This window comes from Micromonospora sp. DT41 (assembly GCF_049841715.1).
Classification (GTDB): domain Bacteria; phylum Actinomycetota; class Actinomycetes; order Mycobacteriales; family Micromonosporaceae; genus Micromonospora; species Micromonospora profundi.
Map to the genome: position 1 here is coordinate 227,549 of NZ_JBNCKU010000006.1, position 19,604 is coordinate 247,152.

The following is a 19,604-nucleotide window of genomic DNA, read 5'->3' on the forward strand; positions in this document are numbered from 1 at the left end:
TCAGCCAGCCAGGTGCGACCAGTCGCCCTCCAGGTCCCGCCAGGTGCCCTGGGCCGCCACAGTGCCGGCTTGCAGGACCACCACGTGGTCGGCCCGGACCAGCGCGGCCCGCTTCGCGGTCGACCCCACCACTGTCACCCCGTGCGCCCGCAGCGCCTGCCACAGCGCCAGCTCCGTCGTGACGTCAAGCGCCGACGACACGTCGTCGGCCACCAGCAATTCGGTACGCGGTGCCAGCGCCCGAGCCAACGCCAACCGCTGCAACTGCCCACCGGAGAGCCGGGTGCCCTTGTGCCCGATGAGCAGCCCCAGCCCTCCACCAGCTGCGGCCAGGTCGTGGTCGAGCTGCGCGGTGGTGACAGCCCCGGCAGCGTCCACCTGGTGCCCGAGCGCGATGTTGTCGGCCACCGTGCCGGACAGCACCCGGGGCAGCTGGCCGACGTAGCCGACCTGGTTGGGGCGCAGGAACAGCTCCGGCTCGGTGACCGGGTCGCCGTTCCAGGTCAGCTCACCGGTGTGGTGCACGATCCCGGCCAACGCCCGCAACAGCGACGACTTTCCCGCGCCGACAGGCCCCACGACCAGCACCAACTGCCCACGCTGCACGGTCAGGTCCACGTTGCGGACTGCGACCGTACCGTCGGAATGCACCACCCCGAAGCCGCGCAGCTCCAGCCGGCGCAGCGGATGCCGGGGCGGCATGGTCGGCGCGGGCGCGGTCCCGGCGGCCAGGTCGACCGCCGGGACCCCCGCGGAGTACACGTTCGTCCCGGTCATCGCCACCGTCCGTCGGGTCCAGACCCGCGCCGAGGGCATCTGGGAGATCAGCGACGCTGTCGTCCAGGCGAACCAGCGGGCCGCACCCAGTGTGGAGACGGCGACCAGCACCGCCCCGGCGGAGAGCCCGCCGCTCAGGTAGAGCGCCCACGCGCCGATCGGCAACAGCCCACTGGCCACCGACGGCGTGGAGCGCGACCACACCTGCACCGAGATCTCCCGCCGCTGCCTGTCACTGCGCAGCACGTCCAGGTCCGCCAGGTGACGCAGCACCGCGGCGGTCGCACCGGCGAGCTTCACCGTCCGCGCCGCGGACAGCGCGGAGACCAGCGCGGTGGCGAAGGAGGCCCGCGCCGCCACAGTCGCCCGGGCCGCGCGCTCCAGCTTCGGGCCGAACAGCGTCGCGGCAAGCCCGGAAACCACCATCGTGCCGAGGAAGAACAACGCGGGTACGACGCTGCCGGTGACAGCCGTCATGGCGACCACCATCACCAGCGCGACGGCCTGGTCCAGCACGTTGTCGGCGAGCTGGACCACCCGCTCGGTGTCGCCACCCTGCGCCACCACCTCGGCCGGGGTATGTGAGCTGACCCGACGCGCCCCGGTCTGGCCGTGGACCAGACGAAGGCCGATCCGCAACATCTGCCGCACCCACCACCCGGGGAACCAGACGTGGGTGTAGTACGGCACCGGCAGCGTCACCAGCAGCCCGGCCATGATCCCCAACGCCGGTAGGTACGGGCTGCCCGTCCCGTCGACAACATCGGCCCAGAGCCAGGGCAGCACGGGGCCGTCCAACCCCAGCAGGGTGACCACGAGGAACAGCCCGACCGCGGCCAGCCCGTACCGGGGATCGTTCGTGCAGAGCCGGGCGATCTCGCGAAGCGTCCGCGCCGGTGGCATGGGCGGCAAAGGCGGCGGATCGGCGCGAGGCGGCGCGTCCTGCTCGGCCGGTGCGAGCGCCGGCTCGGTCGGCCAGGCATCAGCAGGGTTGGGGCCGACCAGCAGGTCGGTGCCGGCGCCGCTGCGGCCAGCCGGCGCCGCCGCCGCATAGGCGGCGGCGTGACTGGTCGCCAGCAGTTCGGCGAAATGCGTCGACGTCTCCAGCGGGCCGGCCTCGACCACGGCGCCGTCGGAAAGCACCACCACCTCGTCGCAGCGGCGTACTGACGAGAGGCGGTGCGCGATGACGATCCCGATCCGGTCGCGCAGCAGCCGTTCGGTGGCCCGCTGCACCCGTGCCTCGGTGACCGGGTCCAGCCGTGCGGTGGCCTCGTCGAGGACCACCACGTGCGGCTCCCGGACCAGGATCCGGGCGAACGCCACCAACTGCTCCTGACCGGCGGAGAGCACGTGCCCGCCCTCCCCCAGCCGGGTCGCCAGCCCGTCCGGCAGCTCGGCGATCCAGCCGGCCAGACCCAGCTCGTCGAGTGCCCGAGCGGCGGCGTCGAGCAGCGCAGGGTCGAAGAGCGCGACGTTCTCGACGAGCGTGCCGGCCAGGATCTCGGTGCGCTGCGGTACGAGCGCCACCCAGCGACGCAACTGCTCCACATCGAGGTCGCACAGGTCGGTGCCGCCGAGGAACACCGTTCCCGGCGGCACGTCGACAGCCCTGGTGAGCACCTTCGCCAGTGTCGACTTACCCGAGCCGGTACGCCCGATCAGCGCGTACGAACGGCCACGCGCGAAGGTGAGGCTGAGCCCCCGCAGTGCGGCCCCCCGGCCCGTCTCCTCACCGCTCACGTCGTACCGGAATGTCAGGTCACGGATCCGCAGGTCACCCTCGGTCGGGGCGGCCCCGCCGACGGGCTCCTGCCGGGCCTTCTGGAGCAGTTGCACCCGCGCCCACGCGCCGAGGGCCTCCTGGATCTCCGGCACCATGCGACTGACGTGCTCCGCAGTGGCGCCGAACGCCAGGGCGAGCAGCCAGATGGCGGTGAGCCGGGCGGCGTCGACCCGGCCGGTGGCCAACGCCCACGCCCCGCCGAGCACCACCACTCCGATGCCGGCCCGGATCGTCGCGGTGGCGGCCGTGGCCACCCGGGCGGACAACACCCAGACCACACGGCCCCGGGACAGCACTGCGGCGGCCCGCCGGGCGTACAGCCGGAGCACGTACGGCCGGGCCAGACTCGTCCGTACGTCGTCCTGGCCGTGCACCGCCTCCTCCATCACCGCTGCCAGATCCGACCAGGCCTCCTCCTCGGCCATCCGGGCCGGGCCGATCTTCGCAGTGGGCCGGCGCAGTCCGACCGCGAGCACCACAGTGAGCAGCAGCATCGCGAGCCCGGCCGGCCACCATACGACCACCGCGACGACCATCGACAGCAGGCCGACGCAGAGCCCCTGGGCGAGCCGCGTCCCCTGGTTACGGACCGCCGACGCCACCTGGTAGACGTCCCCGTCGATGCGGTCGAGCAACTCGCCCACCGGAGTGGTCTCCAGGGTGGGCAGGTCCTGCCCGAGGGCGACCCGGCAGAGCCGGCGGCGCACGTCAGCGGACCAGTCGGCGGTCAGACCGGCCATCAGCAGGCTCACCGCGAGGTCGCTGATCACCACGGCGACGAGCGCTGCGGCCAGCACCGTGAAGAAGCCGGCCGAGCGATGCACGAGCACCGCGCCCGCGAGCGCCGACGCGCCAGCTTGACCTGCGGCACCGAGCACGATCAGGACCGCCACCATCGTCATACGGCGTGCAGAGGTGCCCCACAGATCACGGAGCAGACGCATCGGAGTTCCTCCGGCTGTGGGTGGCTGAGCACCCAGCGTGCCGGCCCCAACGCCGCCGAATCAACCGATTTACCCGCCTTGAGGAAGCCCCGAGATCAGCGCCGCAGAGCGCCCCGTCGCTCGCGCCGGGCGCCCGGGTCACTTTGCCCAGGCCGCCGCCGCACAGCGGTTCCGACACGTCCTCGAACGGCCGACGGGTCGCCTCCGACCCCCGGCGGCTTCTGCCTCGCCGTCGGGGTCCGGCCGCTCCCGCGACCCCAGCCCACCGGCTCGCTGGCCACCCACGGTCGACGCGAGCATGCGGATTGACCGCGCCAGCGCTTGCAGGACAGCTGGAACAGCCTCGCCAGCATGGTCAACTCGTCTTCCTTGAAACCGGTGTGTCCGACTGCGAGGGATGCCCCGGTTTCAAGGAACCCGAGTCGATCACCGCCCGGCTGACCGATTCGGCGACGCCTTGCGGCGGACATGTGGGCGGTATGTCCATTGGCGGGGGTTTCTGGGTGTGACCGGTGGCATCCCCAGGCCGGAATCGCGGCGGCCCCGGCCGGGTTACATACCCCTGACGGTCGCAGTACCACCGGCCGCAGGCCCCCCTCTCGCGGGGACGCTGCCTGGACCGTGGAGCCGGCTCGACGCGGTAGCCAATGGATAGGCCGCCCCGGGAATGACCCCGACCCCCGGGTGGTTACACATGGACCGGCCGCCAGAGGCGCCCCCCGCGCCCAGCCGCCGTGAACGACCTTCCCCCCTTTGTTTTTGTGCAGCGCCGGACGAGGTGCTCACACCCGCGCGCCCATCCCCCTTTTGGGTTGGCGGGTGTTTCCTACCCCTGAAGGAGCTACCCCCATGAACACGATCATCCGTAAGAGCATGCTGTCCGTTGCCGGTCTCGCCTTCGCCGGTGGCATCTTCGCCGGCCCCATCGCCGCCCACTCCGCCGCGCCGGTGGATGGCAAGCCCGTCGCGGTCGTGCAGGCCGACAAGCCCGACACCGCCAAGCTGATCCCGCACGGCACCCAGGGCGCGCAGTCGCGCATCGCCCTGAATGACGAGCAGACCGCCAACGTCAAGGCGATCATCGCCGCGACGAAGAAGGCCGGTATGCCCGAGCGCGCCGCGGTGATCTCGATCGGCACGAGCTTGCAGGAGTCGAAGTTGGAGAACCTGGGTCACCTGGGTGAGCGCAACGACCACGACTCGCAGGGCCTGTTCCAGCAGCGCCCGAGCTCCGGCTGGGGCACCGTGGAGCAGATCACCGACCCCGACTACTCCACCACCGCCTTCCTCAAGGGTTTGAAGCAGGTCGACGGCTGGCAGGACATGCCCCTGACCGTGGCCGCGCAGACCGTCCAGGTATCCGCCTACCCGGACGCCTACGCCCAGTGGGAGCAGCAGGCCGCCGACCTCGTCGCCCAGCACTGGAACAGCTGACCCCACCCGCATGACGCACTGACTGATGGCCGGCACCCCCCAACACGAGGGGTGCCGGCCATCGGCATACGTGAACCGAGAGCGCAGCGCCAGAATCCGAGCGCTGAGCGTGCCTGCCTCCGAAGCTGAGGCCGTACCCCGAAGGGGCCGACCTCACCGCGGTCAGAAGAGGACGGTGGCGAGCGTGCCGATGGGTTGGAAGCCGCAGCGCTCGTAGACCCGGCGGGCCGGCAGGTTGAAGTCGTTGACGTACAGGCTGACTGTCGGGGCGACCCGCAGCAGCGCGTCGCGGACGACGGCGGCCATGGCGGCGGCGGCGATGCCCCGGCCGCGCCACTCCGGTGCCACCCAGACGCCCTGGACTTGGGCGGTCCGCTTGGTCACGACTGCCAGTTCGGCCTTGAACACGACAGTGCCGTCGACGAACCGGGCGTAAGCGCGGCCGGAGCGGACCAGGTCGTTGACCCTGCGGCGGTAGCTGCGGCCGGCGTCGTCGGCAAGTGGCGAGACTCCGACCTCCTCGGTGTACATGGCCACGGCTGCCGGAAAGAGTTTGTCGACCTCGCCGGAGCGGACCTGGCGTACCTCTGGGTCGGCGGGGATGGTCGGCAGCGTCTCGGTGGCCAACAGCGGCTGGTTGGGGCGCACGTCGCGGGCGGGGCCCCACGTGCCGGACAGGCGGTCCCAGAGACCGAGGACGGCGTCGGCGCGCCCGACGATGGATGAGCAGAGCCGTTCCTCGCCGGCGAGCAGGTCGGCGAAGGCCGCCACGGCGGCGTCGTTGGCGAGCACGGGGGTGAGGTTGCCGCCGAGCCAGCAGAGTGATTCGAGGTTGCGTCGCGCGCCGTACCCCAGAATTCTGCCCTCGGCCCGCCACCAGGACAGCCCGCGCGCGGATATCCGCTCGGCGACCTGCGCGCCCGCGAACGGGTCGCGGTCGAGCAGGCGTTCGACCGCGCGGCGTTCCGATTCTCCCAGTTGCCGTACCGGCACCGTCAGCACGACCACCAGCCTGCCAGATCAACCTGCCACCTCGCCGGCCGAGTGGCGAGGCCGAGCAGGAGACGGTCACCAGCCGGGCGGGTCGGACCCTCAGACGGCCACCGTCTCGCCCGAAGGGACGGTCGTGCGGGTGCGTGCGGCCCACCGGACAACCGGGGGTACCAGGGCGCCGAGGAGGAGGAACAGCCCACCGAGCGCAACCCATCCCGGCACGCCCCAACCGAGGGCGAGGCTGGTCACCACGACCGGCGCGAGCATCTTTCCCAGTTCGTAGCCCATGCCGTACGTGCCCTGGTACTGCCCCTGCGCGTCGGCCGGAGCGAGACCGAAGGAGATGCCCCAGCCGGCGGCGGAGTGCCACAGCTCGCCGGTGCCGTGCACCAGCGACCCGCAGCAGAGCAGTCCGATGGCGCCGGCCGCGGGTAGGGCGCCGCTGGCGGCGAAGAGCAGGCAGGCCAGCGCGATGGCCACGCCGGCTCGGCGGGAGGAGCGGGCGGCGCCGAGCAGAGTGTCGGCGCCGCGTGCGGCGCGCACCTGAAGGAGCACCACAAGCGCCGTGTTGACAAGCGTCAACACGGAGATCATCCACAGGGATGCGCGTGTGTGCCCGGCGATCCAGAGCGGCAGCGCGATGGTGAGCAGGCTGAAGTGCATGGACATCAGTCCGTCGAGCAGGGTGAATACGAGGAACGGGCGGTCCCGCAGGGCGATCAGACGGGGCCCGTGTGTCGGTGCGGCGACGGGGGCGACGGTGGGCAGCCGGAGGAGGACGGCCGCCGCGACCAGCGATGCCGCCGCCGCCGTGAGGATCAGTGCGACGTATCCGGTGTGGGTGTCGCTGGCGATGGCGAAGCCGCCGAGGACGGCACCGACGGAGATGCCGACGTTTGTGGTGGCCCGCAGGTACGCGCGGGTCTGGACCCGCTGGTCGGCGGGGACCGTGCCGGCGATCAGCGCGCCGCGGGCACCGCGCTCGACCGCGTCGGCGAGTGCCGTGGCGGCACCCACCACCAGGAATGCGGGAAACGACCGAACGGCGATCAGGCCCGTGGTGAGAGTGCCGGCGGCGACAAGTGCCCCGACCTGCATGCCCCGTGGCCCGACCCGATCGGCCAGGTAGCCGCTCGGGGCGCTGGCCAGGACGCCGACAAGCGCCGAGATGGTCAGTCCGATACCCACCTGGGTGGGCGAGAGCCCGACGGAGCGGGTGAGGAAGAGCGCGCTGGAGACCAGCCAGAGGCCCCGCCCGATCGTCTTGACCAGGGTGCCCAGGGTGAGCGTCCGGGCCGGACCGGACGGTGGAAGCAGCCGCATGCCGATACCGTAACAAGACGTACGTACGGTTTGCAGCCCCGTTCTTGTCGGCGATGAACGCGCTACGTCAGGTGATGATGAACGGCACCGACGACCAGCGTGAGCGGGCCGCACAGGTGGGCCGGCATGCAGAAAGAGCGGCCGCTCCCGTGGGGGAACGGCCGCTCTTTCCCAAATGGAAAGTCAGTGCACGGTGACGGTCGGGCCGGTGACCAGGCCGCGCAACTCCTCGGGAAGCTCGGCGCCCATCTCGTCGGCGATGCGCAGCGCCTCCTCGATCAGGGTCTCCACGATCTGCGCCTCGGGCACCGTCTTGACGACCTGCCCCTTGACGAAGATCTGGCCCTTGCCGTTGCCGGAGGCGACGCCGAGGTCGGCCTCGCGGGCCTCGCCGGGGCCGTTGACGACACAGCCCATGACGGCGACCCGCAGCGGCACGGGCAGCCCCTCCAGGCCGGCGGTGACCTCCTCGGCCAGCTTGTAGACGTCCACCTGGGCGCGCCCGCAGGACGGGCAGGAGACGATCTCCAGGCCGCGCTCGCGCAGACCCAGCGACTCAAGGATCTGGTTGCCGACCTTGATCTCCTCCACCGGCGGGGCGGACAGCGACACCCGGATGGTGTCGCCGATCCCCTCGGCCAGCAGCGCGCCGAAGGCGACAGCCGACTTGATGGTGCCCTGGAACGCCGGGCCGGCCTCGGTGACACCAAGGTGCAGCGGGTAGTCGCACTGCTCGGCCAACTGCCGGTACGCGCGGATCATCACGACCGGGTCGTTGTGCTTGACCGAGATCTTGATGTCGCGGAAGCCGTGCTCCTCGAACAGCGAGCACTCCCACAGCGCCGACTCGACGAGCGCCTCGGCGGTGGCCTTGCCGTACTTGGCCAGCAGCCGCTTGTCCAGTGAGCCGGCGTTGACGCCGATCCGGATCGGCACCCCCGCCGCCCTCGCGGCACGGGCGATCTCCTTGACCTTGTCGTCGAACTGGCGGATGTTGCCCGGGTTGACCCGGACGGCCGCGCAGCCGGCGTCGATGGCGGCGAAGACGTACTTCGGCTGGAAGTGAATGTCGGCGATCACCGGGATCTGCGACTTCTTGGCGATCGCGGGCAGCGCCTCGACGTCGTCCTGCGAGGGCACCGCCACCCGGACGATCTGGCAGCCGGACGCCGTCAGCTCGGCGATCTGCTGGAGGGTCGCGTTGACGTCGGAGGTGAGGGTGGTGGTCATCGACTGCACGGAAACCGGCGCGCCGCCGCCGACGGGGACCGGACCGACCATGATCTGACGGCTGGCCCGGCGAGGAGCGAGCGGCGGGGGCGGTACGGCGGGCATACCGAGACTGATTGCTGTCACTTCAGGCACTCACCTTGAGAAGAGCGTGATCGGGTTGACGACATCCGCGGCGATTGTCAGCAGCGTGAACGCGCCACCGATGAGGATCACCGCGTACGTGAAGGGCATCAGTTTCAGGTAGTCGACCCGACCGGGGTCGGCCCGGCCGATCCGAGCGTAGACCCAGGAGCGGGCACGCTCGAACCAGGCGACGGCGATGTGGCCGCCGTCCACAGGCAGCAGCGGCAGCAGGTTGAACACGCCGATGAAGAAGTTCAGCGACACGAAGAGCATGAAGAAGACCAGCCAGGCGTTGTTCTCCACGGCCTCGCCCCCGAGCCGGCTGGCGCCGACCACGCTGATCGGGGTGTCGATGTCCCGCTCGCCGCCGGTGAGGGCGGTCCACAGGGCGGGGACCTTCTGCGGCAGGCGTTGCAGGGCCTGGGCGGTGCCGACGGCCAACTGGCCGGTGAAGTCGGCGGTGGCTCCGAAGGCGCCGACCGGCCCGTACGTCACGCGGGTGGGGGTGCTGGGAACGAGGCCGACGCCGAGCGCGGCCACCGGCCCGGCGGCACCGGTCGGGTTGTCCAGCGGTGGACGCTGGGTCTGCGCGAGCACGGTGCTGGTGTTGCCCTGCTGCCCGTCACGCACGTACTGGATCTGCGCGGTGTCACCAGGCTTGAGGCTGCGCAGCGTGGTGAGCATGTCCCCGTAGTTGTTGATCGGGGTGCCGTTGATCGAGGTGATCCGGTCGCCGTCGCGCAGTTGCGCCTGAGCTGCCGGGCTTGCGGCGTCGGCCGGGGTGCACGCCCGCACCGCGTTCTCCGGCACCACGCAGTCGCTGAGCTGGATGACAGCGGGCTCCTGGCGGGCCTGCGCGTCGGTGGTCGGGAAGTCCGGGTTGGGCAGGCCGGCGGAGACCGCGAGGATCCAGATGGTGATCAGGGCGAGCGCGAAGTGTGTGACCGACCCGGCGGCCATGACGATGGTCCGCTTCCAGACGGGGTAGCGCCACATCACCCGCGACTCGTCGCCGGGCTCGACGTCGTCGTCCTGCGGGGTCATTCCGACGATCTTGCAGAAGCCGCCGAGTGGGATGCCCTTGAGGCCGTACTCGGTTTCACCCCGCTTGAACGACCAGATGGTGGGGCCGAAGCCGACGAAGTACTTGGTGACCTTCATCCCGAATGCCTTGGCGGTGAGCAGGTGCCCCGCCTCGTGCAGACTCACCGAGATGAGGATGGCCAGGGCGAAGAGAACCACCCCGAGCAGGTACGACATCAAGCTCCTTCCACCGAACCCGCGATGATCTCCTGCGCGTGCGCGCGTGCCCACGACTCGGCGGCGAGCACGTCCTCGACGGTACCTGGTTCGGCGAAGTCAGGAGCGTCCTCCAACACGCGCTCGAGGGTGTCGACGATGCCGAGGAAGGGCAGTCGGCCGGCCACGAAGGCCGCAACGCACTCCTCGTTCGCCGCGTTGTAGATCGCCGGACGGCAGCGCCCGGTCTCCCCCGCGGCCTTCGCGAGGGCGACGGCCGGAAACGCCGCGTCGTCCAGCGGCGCGAACTCCCAGGTGTGCGCGGTCGTCCAGTCGACAGCGGCGGCTGCCTCGGGCACCCGGTCCGGCCAGCCGATGCCCAACGCGATGGGCAGCCGCATGTCCGGTGGGCTGGCCTGGGCGATCGTCGAGCCGTCGACGAACTCGACCATCGAGTGGATCACCGACTGGGGGTGCACCATCACTGTGATGTCGGCGTACGGCACGTCGAACAGCTCGTGCGCCTCGATCACTTCAAGGGCCTTGTTGACCATGGTGGCGGAGTTGATCGTGACGACCGGGCCCATGTTCCAGGTCGGGTGCGCGAGAGCCTGCTCGGGTGTGACCTGCGTCAACTCGTCGCGGCCCCGACCCCGGAACGGGCCGCCGCTGGCCGTGACGATCAACCGGCGTACCTCGCCGCGCGTCCCCGACCGCAGGCACTGGGCCAGCGCCGAATGCTCCGAGTCGACTGGCACGATCTGCCCCGGCCGCGTCACAGCGGCCTTGACCAGCGGGCCGCCGGCCACGAGTGACTCCTTGTTGGCCAGGGCGAGAGTACGGCCGCAGCGCAGCGCGGCAAGCGTAGGAGCGAGGCCCAGCGAGCCGACCACACCGTTGAGCACGATGTCGCACGGCCACTGCGCCAACTCGGTCATCGCATCCGGGCCGGCCACGATCTTGGGAAGCTTGAAGTCGCCGGTGGCCCAGCCGCGCCGGCTCGCCTCGGCATAGAACGCGAGCTGGAGGTCCTGCGCGGCGGACGCCTTCGCCACCCCTACCGCATCGACACCCAACTCCAGTGCCTGGGCGGCGAGCAGTTCGACGTTGCCGCCGCCCGCACCCACCGCGACCACCCGGAACCGGTCCGGGTTGCGCCGAACGATGTCGATGGCCTGCGTGCCGATCGAACCGGTTGACCCGAGCAGGACAAGGTCGCGGGGGGAAGTCACGGGACCATTCTTCCCCACCCCCGCTGCGCGCCCGCTGGGAGCCTCAACCCCTGCCCGCCCGACGTCCCCACCTCGTCATGATCGGCTCGCCGGCACGGAAATCGCGGTATCCCCACCCTTCGGACACCCCGATTTCCATGAACCCGTGTCGATCAAGCCGTGCCGTCGGCAGAGTCGGTGGCCGCCGTCTCCGGCGGTGCCTCCTCACCGAGCAGGTCGGCGGGGTCGATGGAAAACTCAAACGGTTCCCGCATGACGAATCGCGTGCCGGCAGCAGCGGCGGCGACCGGCCGGTACTCCCCCTCGGTCAACTCGTACAGCGCCAGGGTCGGAACCCGATTGCGCAGGTCGACACGGAGGAAGAAAGGCACGCCGACTGCGGCGTACTCGCGCGGCCGATCGATGATGTCCTTGCGTCGGTTCCCGGGAGAGACGATCTCACCCAACAGCACGGCATGCCTGATATCCATCGTCGTTCGGCCGCCGCCCGGCACGTCCAGAATGACGATGTCGGGGATGAAAAGATCCTCACCCGAGACGACGTTCGTCTCCAGGTAGAGCCACAGCTTGGCGCGGCGGGCTGCCTGCTTGAGGTGATACGCGAGATCCAGCTCCGCGTCCTGATGGTCGTACCCGGCATGTGGTGTCACGATCACGCTTCCGCCCAGGACCTCAACCTTGGGGCCGTTGGTCTCCGGCAACAGGTCGAGGGCGAGCTGCGCGGTCCACGGCTCGTCGTGCCACCGCAACACGTCGAACGACGGCTCGGCGTGCTCCGGCGCCGGCTGCGGCTGCGGCTGCGGCTGCGGCTGCGGCTGCGGCTGCGGCTGCGGCTCGAACGCTGCCTGGGCCATCCGGACTCACCCCCTCAGCGGACCATCCTCCTCGGCTCAGCCTAGCGACCGCAGCCCGCGAAACGCGCCATCGCACACCTGGTCCGTCCGAAGCAGTCGCGCGGCGCGGCGGACCTCGGCGAGAACAGCCGGCGCCCGCGAGACGAGCCCGACGCCCACAGCCGGCGCCGGCAGCGACGATCAACTCGGGTTCGTGGAAATCGGGGTGTCCGCAGCGCGCGGACACCCCGATTTCCATGAAGGCGTGTGGATCAGGGAGTGATGACGAACTGCGAGCCCGGCTGGACGACGATGTTGCCGTCGGCCGAGTTCGTGATTGTCACGTTCGTCAGGTTGGCGTTGCCGCGCGCGCCGCTCATCGCGAGGATGCCGGCGCCGTTGTTGGACCTGTCGATCCGTACGTTGGTGATGGCGACGTTCGGCATGTTGCCGCCGCCGTTCTTGAACTGGATGCCGTCGTACGTCGAATCGACGATGTCGGTGTCGCGGATCGTGACCCCGACGATGTCCCTGGTGGAGGGGAAGAGGGTGATGGCGCCGAACTCCTGGTCCTCATTCCAGAAGGCGCCGCCGGTGCGGTAGAGCCCGTTGTTGGCGATGAGCGTCGTGCCGGAGAAGGGCAGCGGGTCGTGGTCGGTCGCCAGCATGATGCCCGGGTAGTTGGCGGTGTCGTAGATCAGGTTGTTCTCGATCGAGTTGTCGTAGCCGCCGTAGATGGCGATGCCGTTGGCCCGCCAGGGCAACTGGATGGTGTTGTTGACGAAGTGGTTGTCGTGGGCGATGTCGACGTTGCGGTCCTTGACGTACGGGTTGGCCCAGATCGCGAGGGCGTCGTCGCCGGTGGTACGGAATGACGAGTTGAAGACCCGGGAGTTGCGCGTGCCGTTGCTGAAGTTGATGCCGTCGGCGTAGGTGTTGCGGATCCGCATGCCGGTGAACTGCAACCCGTCGGCCGGCCCCCACAGGTCGGGGATGTTGTCGTAGTCGCGGCCCACCCAGACACCCACGTTGGCGTGCTCGATCCAGACGTTGCTGATCCGGGTGCCGGTGCCGAAGCGACCGTTGAGTCCGACGCCGCCCTCGGCGTTGCCCTCACCGCCCCGGATCCGCCCGGAGCCGAAGATGGCGATGTCGGAGATCTGGGTGTTCTTGTCGATGTCGAAGCCGAAGTTCCCCTCGTGCGGGTGGTTGATGCCACCCGCGTTCTGTGGCTCGGTGAGCGTGTAGAGCTGCGAGTGCCACATGCCGGCGCCCCGGATGGTGACGTTGCTGATGCCTACCTGGTTGTGCGTACCCCGGTTCAGCGGGTCGTCGGTGAGGATCTTCTGCTCCTGCCGCCACTGCCCGGCGGGGATCCAGACGCAGTTGATGACGCCGTTCTGGTCGTCGGTCACCGCACGCTGGATGGCCGCGGTGTCGTCGAGCCCGTCGTTGGGTACGGCGCCGTACGAGGTGATCGAGGTGCACTCGGCGGGCTGGCTCGCCGCCGGTGCCACCTGCTCCAGGTCGATCATGTCGATGACGTAGAACGAGGCGGTGTCGCCCGAGTCGCGCTGCAACTTGAACCGGGTGCCGGCCGGGTACGACTGCGCCAGCAGCGCGTTGGACTCGTCGAACAACCGTCGGGCGTCGGCCTGCGGGGTGTTCGTCAACGACTCCGGCTGGTCGGTGTTGCCGTAGAGCCAACTGTGCCGCGACGACAGGGTGAGCTTGCGGGAGAAGACGTCGTTGACGTAGAGGCTGATCGTCGCCTCGATGCCGCCGCCACCGGGCGCGTCCGGGATGGAGTTACGCACCACTATGGAGTTGGCCTGGTTGGTGGAGGTGAACTCGACGAACTGGCCGGTGCTGTTCAGGCGTACCGACTTGCGGCCCGAGGACTCGGTGGCGAAGTTGGTGTGCCCGAAGGTGCGCAGCGGGTCGGTCTCCAACAGCGTGCCCTGGTAGCGGGCGGACTCGGCCTCGTAGGAGACGTACGGGACGGCGGCCCCGCGCCCGACCACTATCGACTGGCTGAGGGCGTTGTTCGTCTCGTTGGTCTCGGTGACCACGTTCGTGGCGTCGGCGGTTGCGGTGATGGTGGCGCCGCCGCTGGTGGCGGTCCAACTGCCGGTGACGGCCACGGCGACGGTCGCGCCGGCCGCGATCGGGGCTGTGGTGGTGTTCAGCGTGGTGCCGCCCACCACCAGCCGGGTCACAGTTGTCGCGCCGGTCGCGGCGGTGCCGCGGTTGCGGACCCCCACGGTGAAGGTGACGGACGCCCCGACGGCCGGGTTCGACGGGTTGGAGGCGATGCTGAGGACCTGGAGGTCCGGGCCGAGGGCCTGCCCGACCACGAGCGGCGACGCCGCCGTGAAGCTGTTGTTGCCGTTGTTCTGCTCGACGATCGTGTTCGCCGGGTCGACCACCGCCGCGACGGCGTAGCTGCCCATCGACCGGGTCCCGGCGTTGAACGACACTGTGGTCGAGGCGCCCGCGCCAAGGGCGCCAACGGTGGCGCTGCCGACGACCCCGCCGGCAAGGCTGAAGTTCACAGTGGTCGCCCCGGCGGCGGCGGATCCGATGTTCTGCACGACGGCCGAGAGCGTGACCGGGCTGACCTCGCTCGGCGACGTGGGCGACCAGGTCACCGAGCTGACGACCAGGTCCGGGTTGGGCGCCGGGGTGCCGCACACCTCCAGTTCGGCCACCTGGCCGGACGGGGCGCCGGTGTTGCCGGTGAACCGCAACTGCACGTCCGCGGTGGTCGCGCTGACCGGGATGGCCACCGTGTTGGATCCCTGGACGAACTGGTAACCCGCCGCCGACACCAGACTGGTGTACGCCGACGAGGCCTGGTCCCGGCCGAGAACCTGGATGGTCTGGGTACGGGTGCCCCACGCCGGGTCCGGGTTGAGCTTGACTGTGACACGGGAGATGGAGTGGTTCGCGCCCAACGCCACTGTCAGGTTCTGCGGATAGCTGGCCGCGCCCTCCCAGTAGGTCGTGAGTTGTCCGTCGTTCGCCTTCTCGGGGGTGAAGGTGAAGGTGGAGCCGGTCGCCGTCATGCTCTTGCCCTGGGCCACGTTGGTGCAGGCGGGAGGTTGGGTGCCGGTCCGGGTGACGGTGTTGCTGTTGCCGGACAGGTTGCCGGCGCCGTCGCGGGCGCGCACGTGGTAGGACACCGTCGCCGTCGAGGGTTGGGTGTCCTGGTAGGTGAGGACGGTGCCCAGCGTCGCGATCAGGCTGCCGTCGCGGTAGACGTTGTAGCCGGCGAGCCCACTGCCACCGGAGTCGGTCGAGGCACCCCAGTTGAGGGTGACAGTGTTGCCTGACGTGCTCTGCGACAGAGTGCCCGGGACGCTCGGCGCGGTGGTGTCACCGCCGGTGCCGCCGTACACCTCAAGCTCGGAGAGCTGCCCTGCCGGCCAGCCGCTGTTGGCGGTGATGGTGATCCGCACGAAGCGGGCGGCGGCCGGGTTGACGTTGATCGTGACCGTGCTGCCGCTGGCCGGATTGAATGTGTACGTCTGCGACCCGACCATGTCGCTGAACGACGACCCGTTGGCGCTGCCCTGCACGCTCAACGTCTGCGTCCGGGTAGCCCAACCGGAGGTCGGCAGCTTCAGGACGACCTGGTTGACGGTCTGCGACGAGCCGAGATCGACCTGCACCCACTGGGGAAAGGAGTTGTTGACGCTCTCCCAGTAACTGCCCGGGTTGCCGTCGACGACCCTCGACGAGTCGTAGACGTCGGCGTGGCCGCTCTCCTGGGTGGGGCGGCCTTGGGCGAGGTTTGTGGCCGCCGGGGCGAAGCCGGCGCTCGACGCGGCTGTCGTGTCGGCCGGGCGTGCGGCGCCTGCCGGGTTCGCGACCACCGTCGACCCGGCCGTCGCGATCATCATGGCCGCGACTTGCGCCGCCACCATCCTGAACAGATTCGTTCGTCTCATCACTGTCCTGTCGTTGGGGGACGGTGCCGCGGCGGCTCGACACGGCGTGGGCGTGATTCGGCGCGTGACCGACCGACGCGGGCCGCCGCGCCAGCCGCGGGGGGAGTAACCCCGCCCTCGCCCGGTCGATCATGGAGTTGTGGTGCCCGTTATGAAAACGGAAGCGGCGTTTGTCACCCACCACAACTCCATGATCGACGAGGTGGGGTGGGTGGAAGGGTGGGGAAGGGCGCGGCGGGGCCCGGGCGCGGCTCTGGAAGTTGCGGCCTTATGCGAGGAATCAGGCACGTCTTTGTCGAGATTTTGCATAAGGTTGAGCAGATGTTACTGACGTGCTACGGGAGCGTCAATGCTTCGACTGCCGTGACTATTGACAGCTACCCATCTGCTCGGTGCCCGGACGACAGGAAGGCCCCCTGTCGACAAGCGTCGACAGGGGGCCTTCGCCCAGCGGGTGGTTGATCAGCCGGCCGGGGCGCTCAGCACGAACGTCTCCAACTCCTCGCCGCCGTACCAGTCGGTGCGCCGGCCCACATGCGCCATGCCGAGCCGTCGGCACACCGCCATCGACGGCTCGTTGCCCGGCGAAACGACCGCGTAGATCTCCCGCGTACCGGTGGCGAACTCCCGCGCCAGGACCGCGCGGGCCGCCTCGGTGGCATACCCGTGGCCCTGTGAATCCGGGTGCAGGTGCCAGCCCATCTCGATGTCGTCGGTACGCACCACCTCGTCCTGCCCTGGCAGCGGCTTGAGCAGTATCGTGCCCGCCACCACACCGGTGTCGCGTACCTCGATCGCCCAGGTGCCATACCGGCCGCCGTCGTCCGCGTGCCGGTCCTGCCAGATCTTCAGCCGGTCGGCAGCCTGCGCCGGGTCGGTCATCGGCAGCCCCGGCGAAACCCCCAACCAGCGGGTGATCTCGGGACGGGAGTAGATGTCGTAGATGCGGGCGAGGTCGGCCGGGGCGGCGGTCCAGTCGCGCAGGATCAGGCGTTCGGTGGTGGCAACCGTCATGGCAGGCGATCTTAATGAGTGACGCACTCCCCGCCAGGGAAAGAGATTGCGATGGGCAGCGGATGGCAGCGGGCGAAGCGGATCACCAGTGCCGCGTTCCGTCCCGTACGTGGACGGGACCTGTCGCTGCACGCCGCCGCGATCACCTTCTACGGGGCGATAGCCGTGGTGCCTGTGGCGTTGCTCGCCATCTGGCTCACCTCTCTTGTCGCCGGGGCCGATCGGGTACGCCGGCTCACCTCGTACGCCGTGGAGGCCCTGCCCACCGCGATCGGCGCGCCCCGGGCTGTGGAGGCGCTCGTCACCGCCGGGGTGGAGTTGACACCGCTCCTGGCGTTGGCGTCGCTGCTGCCCGCGTCGCTGTACGGCGAGGGCCTGCGCCGGGCGTTCATCTCGGTGGCGGCGCCCCGCACCGACGAGCACCTGGTCGGCTGGCGGGGCCGCCTGCTGCTGCTTCCACTGCTCGCGCCGGCCCCCGCGCTGCTGCTGTCGATCCTGCTGGCGCTGCCGCTCACCACCCGCCTGGTCCGGCAGGGCGGCTGGGCCGGCGCGCTGGGTGTGGTGCTGTCGTTCCTGGCGGTCTGGCTGGTGCTCACACCTGTGCTGATGTGGGTGTTCCGGGTGGTCGGGCCGGCCTCACCGGACTGGCTCTCCACGCTCGGAATCGGCTCGTTCACGGCGGCCAACCTGTCCGGCTTCATGCACGGCTTCGTGCTCTTCGCCTCGCTTCCCCTGGACCTTGGCGTGCCGTTCGGCGGCTTCGACGAGATCGGTGCCGGTGTCGCCGTTCTCCTCTGGCTCTACCTGTTCCACGTGATCGTGCTGGCTGGCTACTCCGCCACCCTGGCCCTCTCGCACTGGCGGGCCAAGCGCGCAGGGTGATCACGCCGCAGCCTGGCAGGTGGCCTGCCACGGGCGCGACCAGCAGCGGAAGGGCTCACCGAACGGATGGCTGGCGACTAGGCTGGCGCGGCATGAGCAGCGAACTTCCCGCACGCGCCGACGTCGTGATCGTCGGCGCCGGGCACAACGGCCTGGCCTCCGCCATCCTGTTGGCCCGCGCCGGCCTGGACGTCCTCGTGCTGGAGGCGGCCGACGTGATCGGCGGTGCGGCCCGCACCGAGAACCCGTTCCCGAAGGTCCCGGGCCTACGCCACTCCACAGGCTCGTACCTGCTCGGGCTGATGCCACCGGAACTGCTCGCCACCCTCGACGTGCGCATCCCGGTCATGCGACGCGACCCGCACTACTTCCTGCCCACACCGGGCGGCCTCGGCTCGCCGTACCTGCTGGCCGGCAGCGACACCGCCGCCAACCGGGCGCAGCTCGTCGAGTTCTTCTCCCCCGCCGACGTGGCCGCCGACGACGCCATGCAGGACGAGTTGGCCGCGCTGCGCGCTGACCTCGCCCCGGCGTGGCTGACCGAGCCGCTGAGCGCCGAGGAGACCGCCGAGCGGCACGTCCGCCCGGCACTGCGGCAGGTCTTCGTCGACCTGGTCCGGGGCTCGGTCGCGGACTACCTGGCCCGGTTCGAGTTCCGCTCCGAACTGCTGATCAGCATGTACGCCGTCACCGACGGCCTCTCCGGCCTCAACGCCGGCCCGGACGACCCCGGCACCGGCCACAACTTCCTTGTGCACAACATGTGCAGGCTCCCCAGCTCCGGCGGCACCTGGATGATCGTCGAAGGCGGAATGGGCACCGTCTCCGCGACGTTCGCCGGGGCCGCGCGCGCCGCCGGGGCGACGATCCTGACGGGTACGCCGGTGAGCGCCGTGACACTGGACGGTGGCGCGGTGAGCGGTGTCGTACTGGCCGACGGCCGGCAGGTCACCGCCGGCGTGGTGCTCGGCGCGTGTGACCCGTACCGGCTGATGGACCTGGTGCCCGACGGCGCGCTGCCGGCGGCGCTCGGCGAGCGGATGGCGGCGGTCCGCCGGCCCGGCACCACGTTGAAGCTCAACCTGGCGCTGACCGGACTGCCGCGGTTCGCCTGCCTGCCTGCGGACGCGCCGAGCCCGTTCGGCTCGACCATCCACCTGCTGCCCGGCTCGGCGTCGCTTGTCGGTGGGGACACCACCTCACCGATGACCGCGCTGCGCGCCATGTGGGCGGACGTGCAGGCCGGACGGCTTCCGGCGGAGCCCACTATCGAGTGGTACCTGCACACGACAGTCGACCCGTCGCTCTCCGACGCCGCCGGCCACCACTCGTCGGCGCTGTTCGTGCAGTCGGTGCCCTACGAGCTGGCCGGCACCACGTGGGACGCGGAACTGCCCGGCTACACCGACCGGCTCATCGAGATCGTCGAGCGGTACGCGCCCGGCACCGGTGACCTGATCGCCGACGCGGTGCCACTGGCGCCGCCCGGCATCGAAGCGCACTTCGGCATCACCGGCGGGCACATCCACCACGTCGACAACACCGTCTCGTTCACCGACCGGATGCCCTACGCCACAGGCGTCGACGGCCTGTACGCCGGCAGCGCCGGCTGCCACCCGGCCGGCAGCGTGATCGGCGCCGCCGGCCACAACGCAGCCCGCCGAATCCTGAAAGACCTAAACCGCTAACCCCCCGCCCTGGCCCTGGCCCTGGCCCTGGCCCTGGCCCTGGCCCCGGCCCCGGCCCCGGCCCCGGCCCCGGCCCCGTCGATCATGGAGTTGTGGTGCCCGTTGTGGGAACGAAAGCGGCGTTTGTCACCCACCACAACTCCATGATCG

General features: G+C 70.3%; 12 protein-coding genes. 3 read left to right on the forward strand and 9 right to left on the reverse strand.

Going from position 1 to position 19,604, the window contains the following annotated elements; all coding sequences use genetic code 11:
* Positions 1 to 3,507, reverse strand: coding sequence for an ABC transporter ATP-binding protein (locus tag ACLQ23_RS13945; RefSeq protein WP_355597901.1), 3,507 nt, complete (start codon positions 3,505 to 3,507; stop codon positions 1 to 3).
* A gap of 849 nt (positions 3,508 to 4,356) precedes the next feature.
* Here ACLQ23_RS13945 and ACLQ23_RS13950 point away from each other — a divergent pair.
* Positions 4,357 to 4,941: a hypothetical protein gene (locus ACLQ23_RS13950; protein ID WP_425880712.1), complete on the forward strand. Its 585-nt coding sequence runs from the start codon at positions 4,357 to 4,359 to the stop codon at positions 4,939 to 4,941.
* Positions 4,942 to 5,103: 162 nt separating this feature from the next.
* Here the strand turns inward: ACLQ23_RS13950 and ACLQ23_RS13955 are convergent, their stop codons facing one another.
* The 8 genes from ACLQ23_RS13955 to ACLQ23_RS13990 all read right to left on the reverse strand — a co-directional run bounded on the left by ACLQ23_RS13955 (position 5,104) and on the right by ACLQ23_RS13990 (position 16,884).
* On the reverse strand, positions 5,104 to 5,943 hold the full coding sequence (locus tag ACLQ23_RS13955) for a GNAT family N-acetyltransferase (protein WP_355593771.1): 840 nt from the start codon (positions 5,941 to 5,943) through the stop codon (positions 5,104 to 5,106).
* A gap of 90 nt (positions 5,944 to 6,033) precedes the next feature.
* Positions 6,034 to 7,257 carry an MFS transporter gene (locus ACLQ23_RS13960; protein ID WP_355593769.1) on the reverse strand — a complete coding sequence of 408 codons (1,224 nt, stop codon included), beginning with the start codon at positions 7,255 to 7,257 and terminating at the stop codon, positions 6,034 to 6,036.
* Between the two features lie 183 nt (positions 7,258 to 7,440).
* Positions 7,441 to 8,613 carry a flavodoxin-dependent (E)-4-hydroxy-3-methylbut-2-enyl-diphosphate synthase gene (gene ispG, locus ACLQ23_RS13965; RefSeq protein ID WP_355593767.1) on the reverse strand — a complete coding sequence of 391 codons (1,173 nt, stop codon included), beginning with the start codon at positions 8,611 to 8,613 and terminating at the stop codon, positions 7,441 to 7,443.
* A gap of 9 nt (positions 8,614 to 8,622) precedes the next feature.
* Complete coding sequence (locus tag ACLQ23_RS13970; RefSeq protein WP_355593765.1) at positions 8,623 to 9,873, reverse strand: M50 family metallopeptidase; 1,251 nt, start codon at positions 9,871 to 9,873, stop codon at positions 8,623 to 8,625.
* The gene (gene dxr, locus ACLQ23_RS13975; RefSeq protein WP_355593763.1) at positions 9,873 to 11,084 is read right to left on the reverse strand and encodes a 1-deoxy-D-xylulose-5-phosphate reductoisomerase; all 1,212 of its coding nucleotides are present in this window, start codon (positions 11,082 to 11,084) and stop codon (positions 9,873 to 9,875) included. Before dxr ends, ACLQ23_RS13970 begins: the two co-directional genes overlap by 1 nt.
* Positions 11,085 to 11,236: 152 nt before the next feature.
* Positions 11,237 to 11,938 carry a Uma2 family endonuclease gene (locus tag ACLQ23_RS13980; RefSeq protein ID WP_425880713.1) on the reverse strand — a complete coding sequence of 234 codons (702 nt, stop codon included), beginning with the start codon at positions 11,936 to 11,938 and terminating at the stop codon, positions 11,237 to 11,239.
* Between the two features lie 251 nt (positions 11,939 to 12,189).
* Positions 12,190 to 15,846 (reverse strand): CARDB domain-containing protein, encoded by a 3,657-nt coding sequence (locus ACLQ23_RS13985; protein WP_425880714.1) that lies wholly within the window; start codon positions 15,844 to 15,846, stop codon positions 12,190 to 12,192.
* 486 nt (positions 15,847 to 16,332) lie between these two features.
* Complete coding sequence (locus ACLQ23_RS13990) at positions 16,333 to 16,884, reverse strand: GNAT family N-acetyltransferase (protein ID WP_355593757.1); 552 nt, start codon at positions 16,882 to 16,884, stop codon at positions 16,333 to 16,335.
* Positions 16,885 to 16,935: 51 nt separating this feature from the next.
* Here ACLQ23_RS13990 and ACLQ23_RS13995 point away from each other — a divergent pair, with 51 nt between their 5' ends.
* A complete protein-coding gene (locus ACLQ23_RS13995) occupies positions 16,936 to 17,766 on the forward strand; it encodes a YhjD/YihY/BrkB family envelope integrity protein (protein WP_355593755.1) in 831 nt (276 codons plus the stop codon).
* Between the two features lie 92 nt (positions 17,767 to 17,858).
* On the forward strand, positions 17,859 to 19,454 hold the full coding sequence (locus ACLQ23_RS14000) for a phytoene desaturase family protein (RefSeq protein WP_355593753.1): 1,596 nt from the start codon (positions 17,859 to 17,861) through the stop codon (positions 19,452 to 19,454).
* Positions 19,455 to 19,604 lie beyond the last annotated feature (150 nt).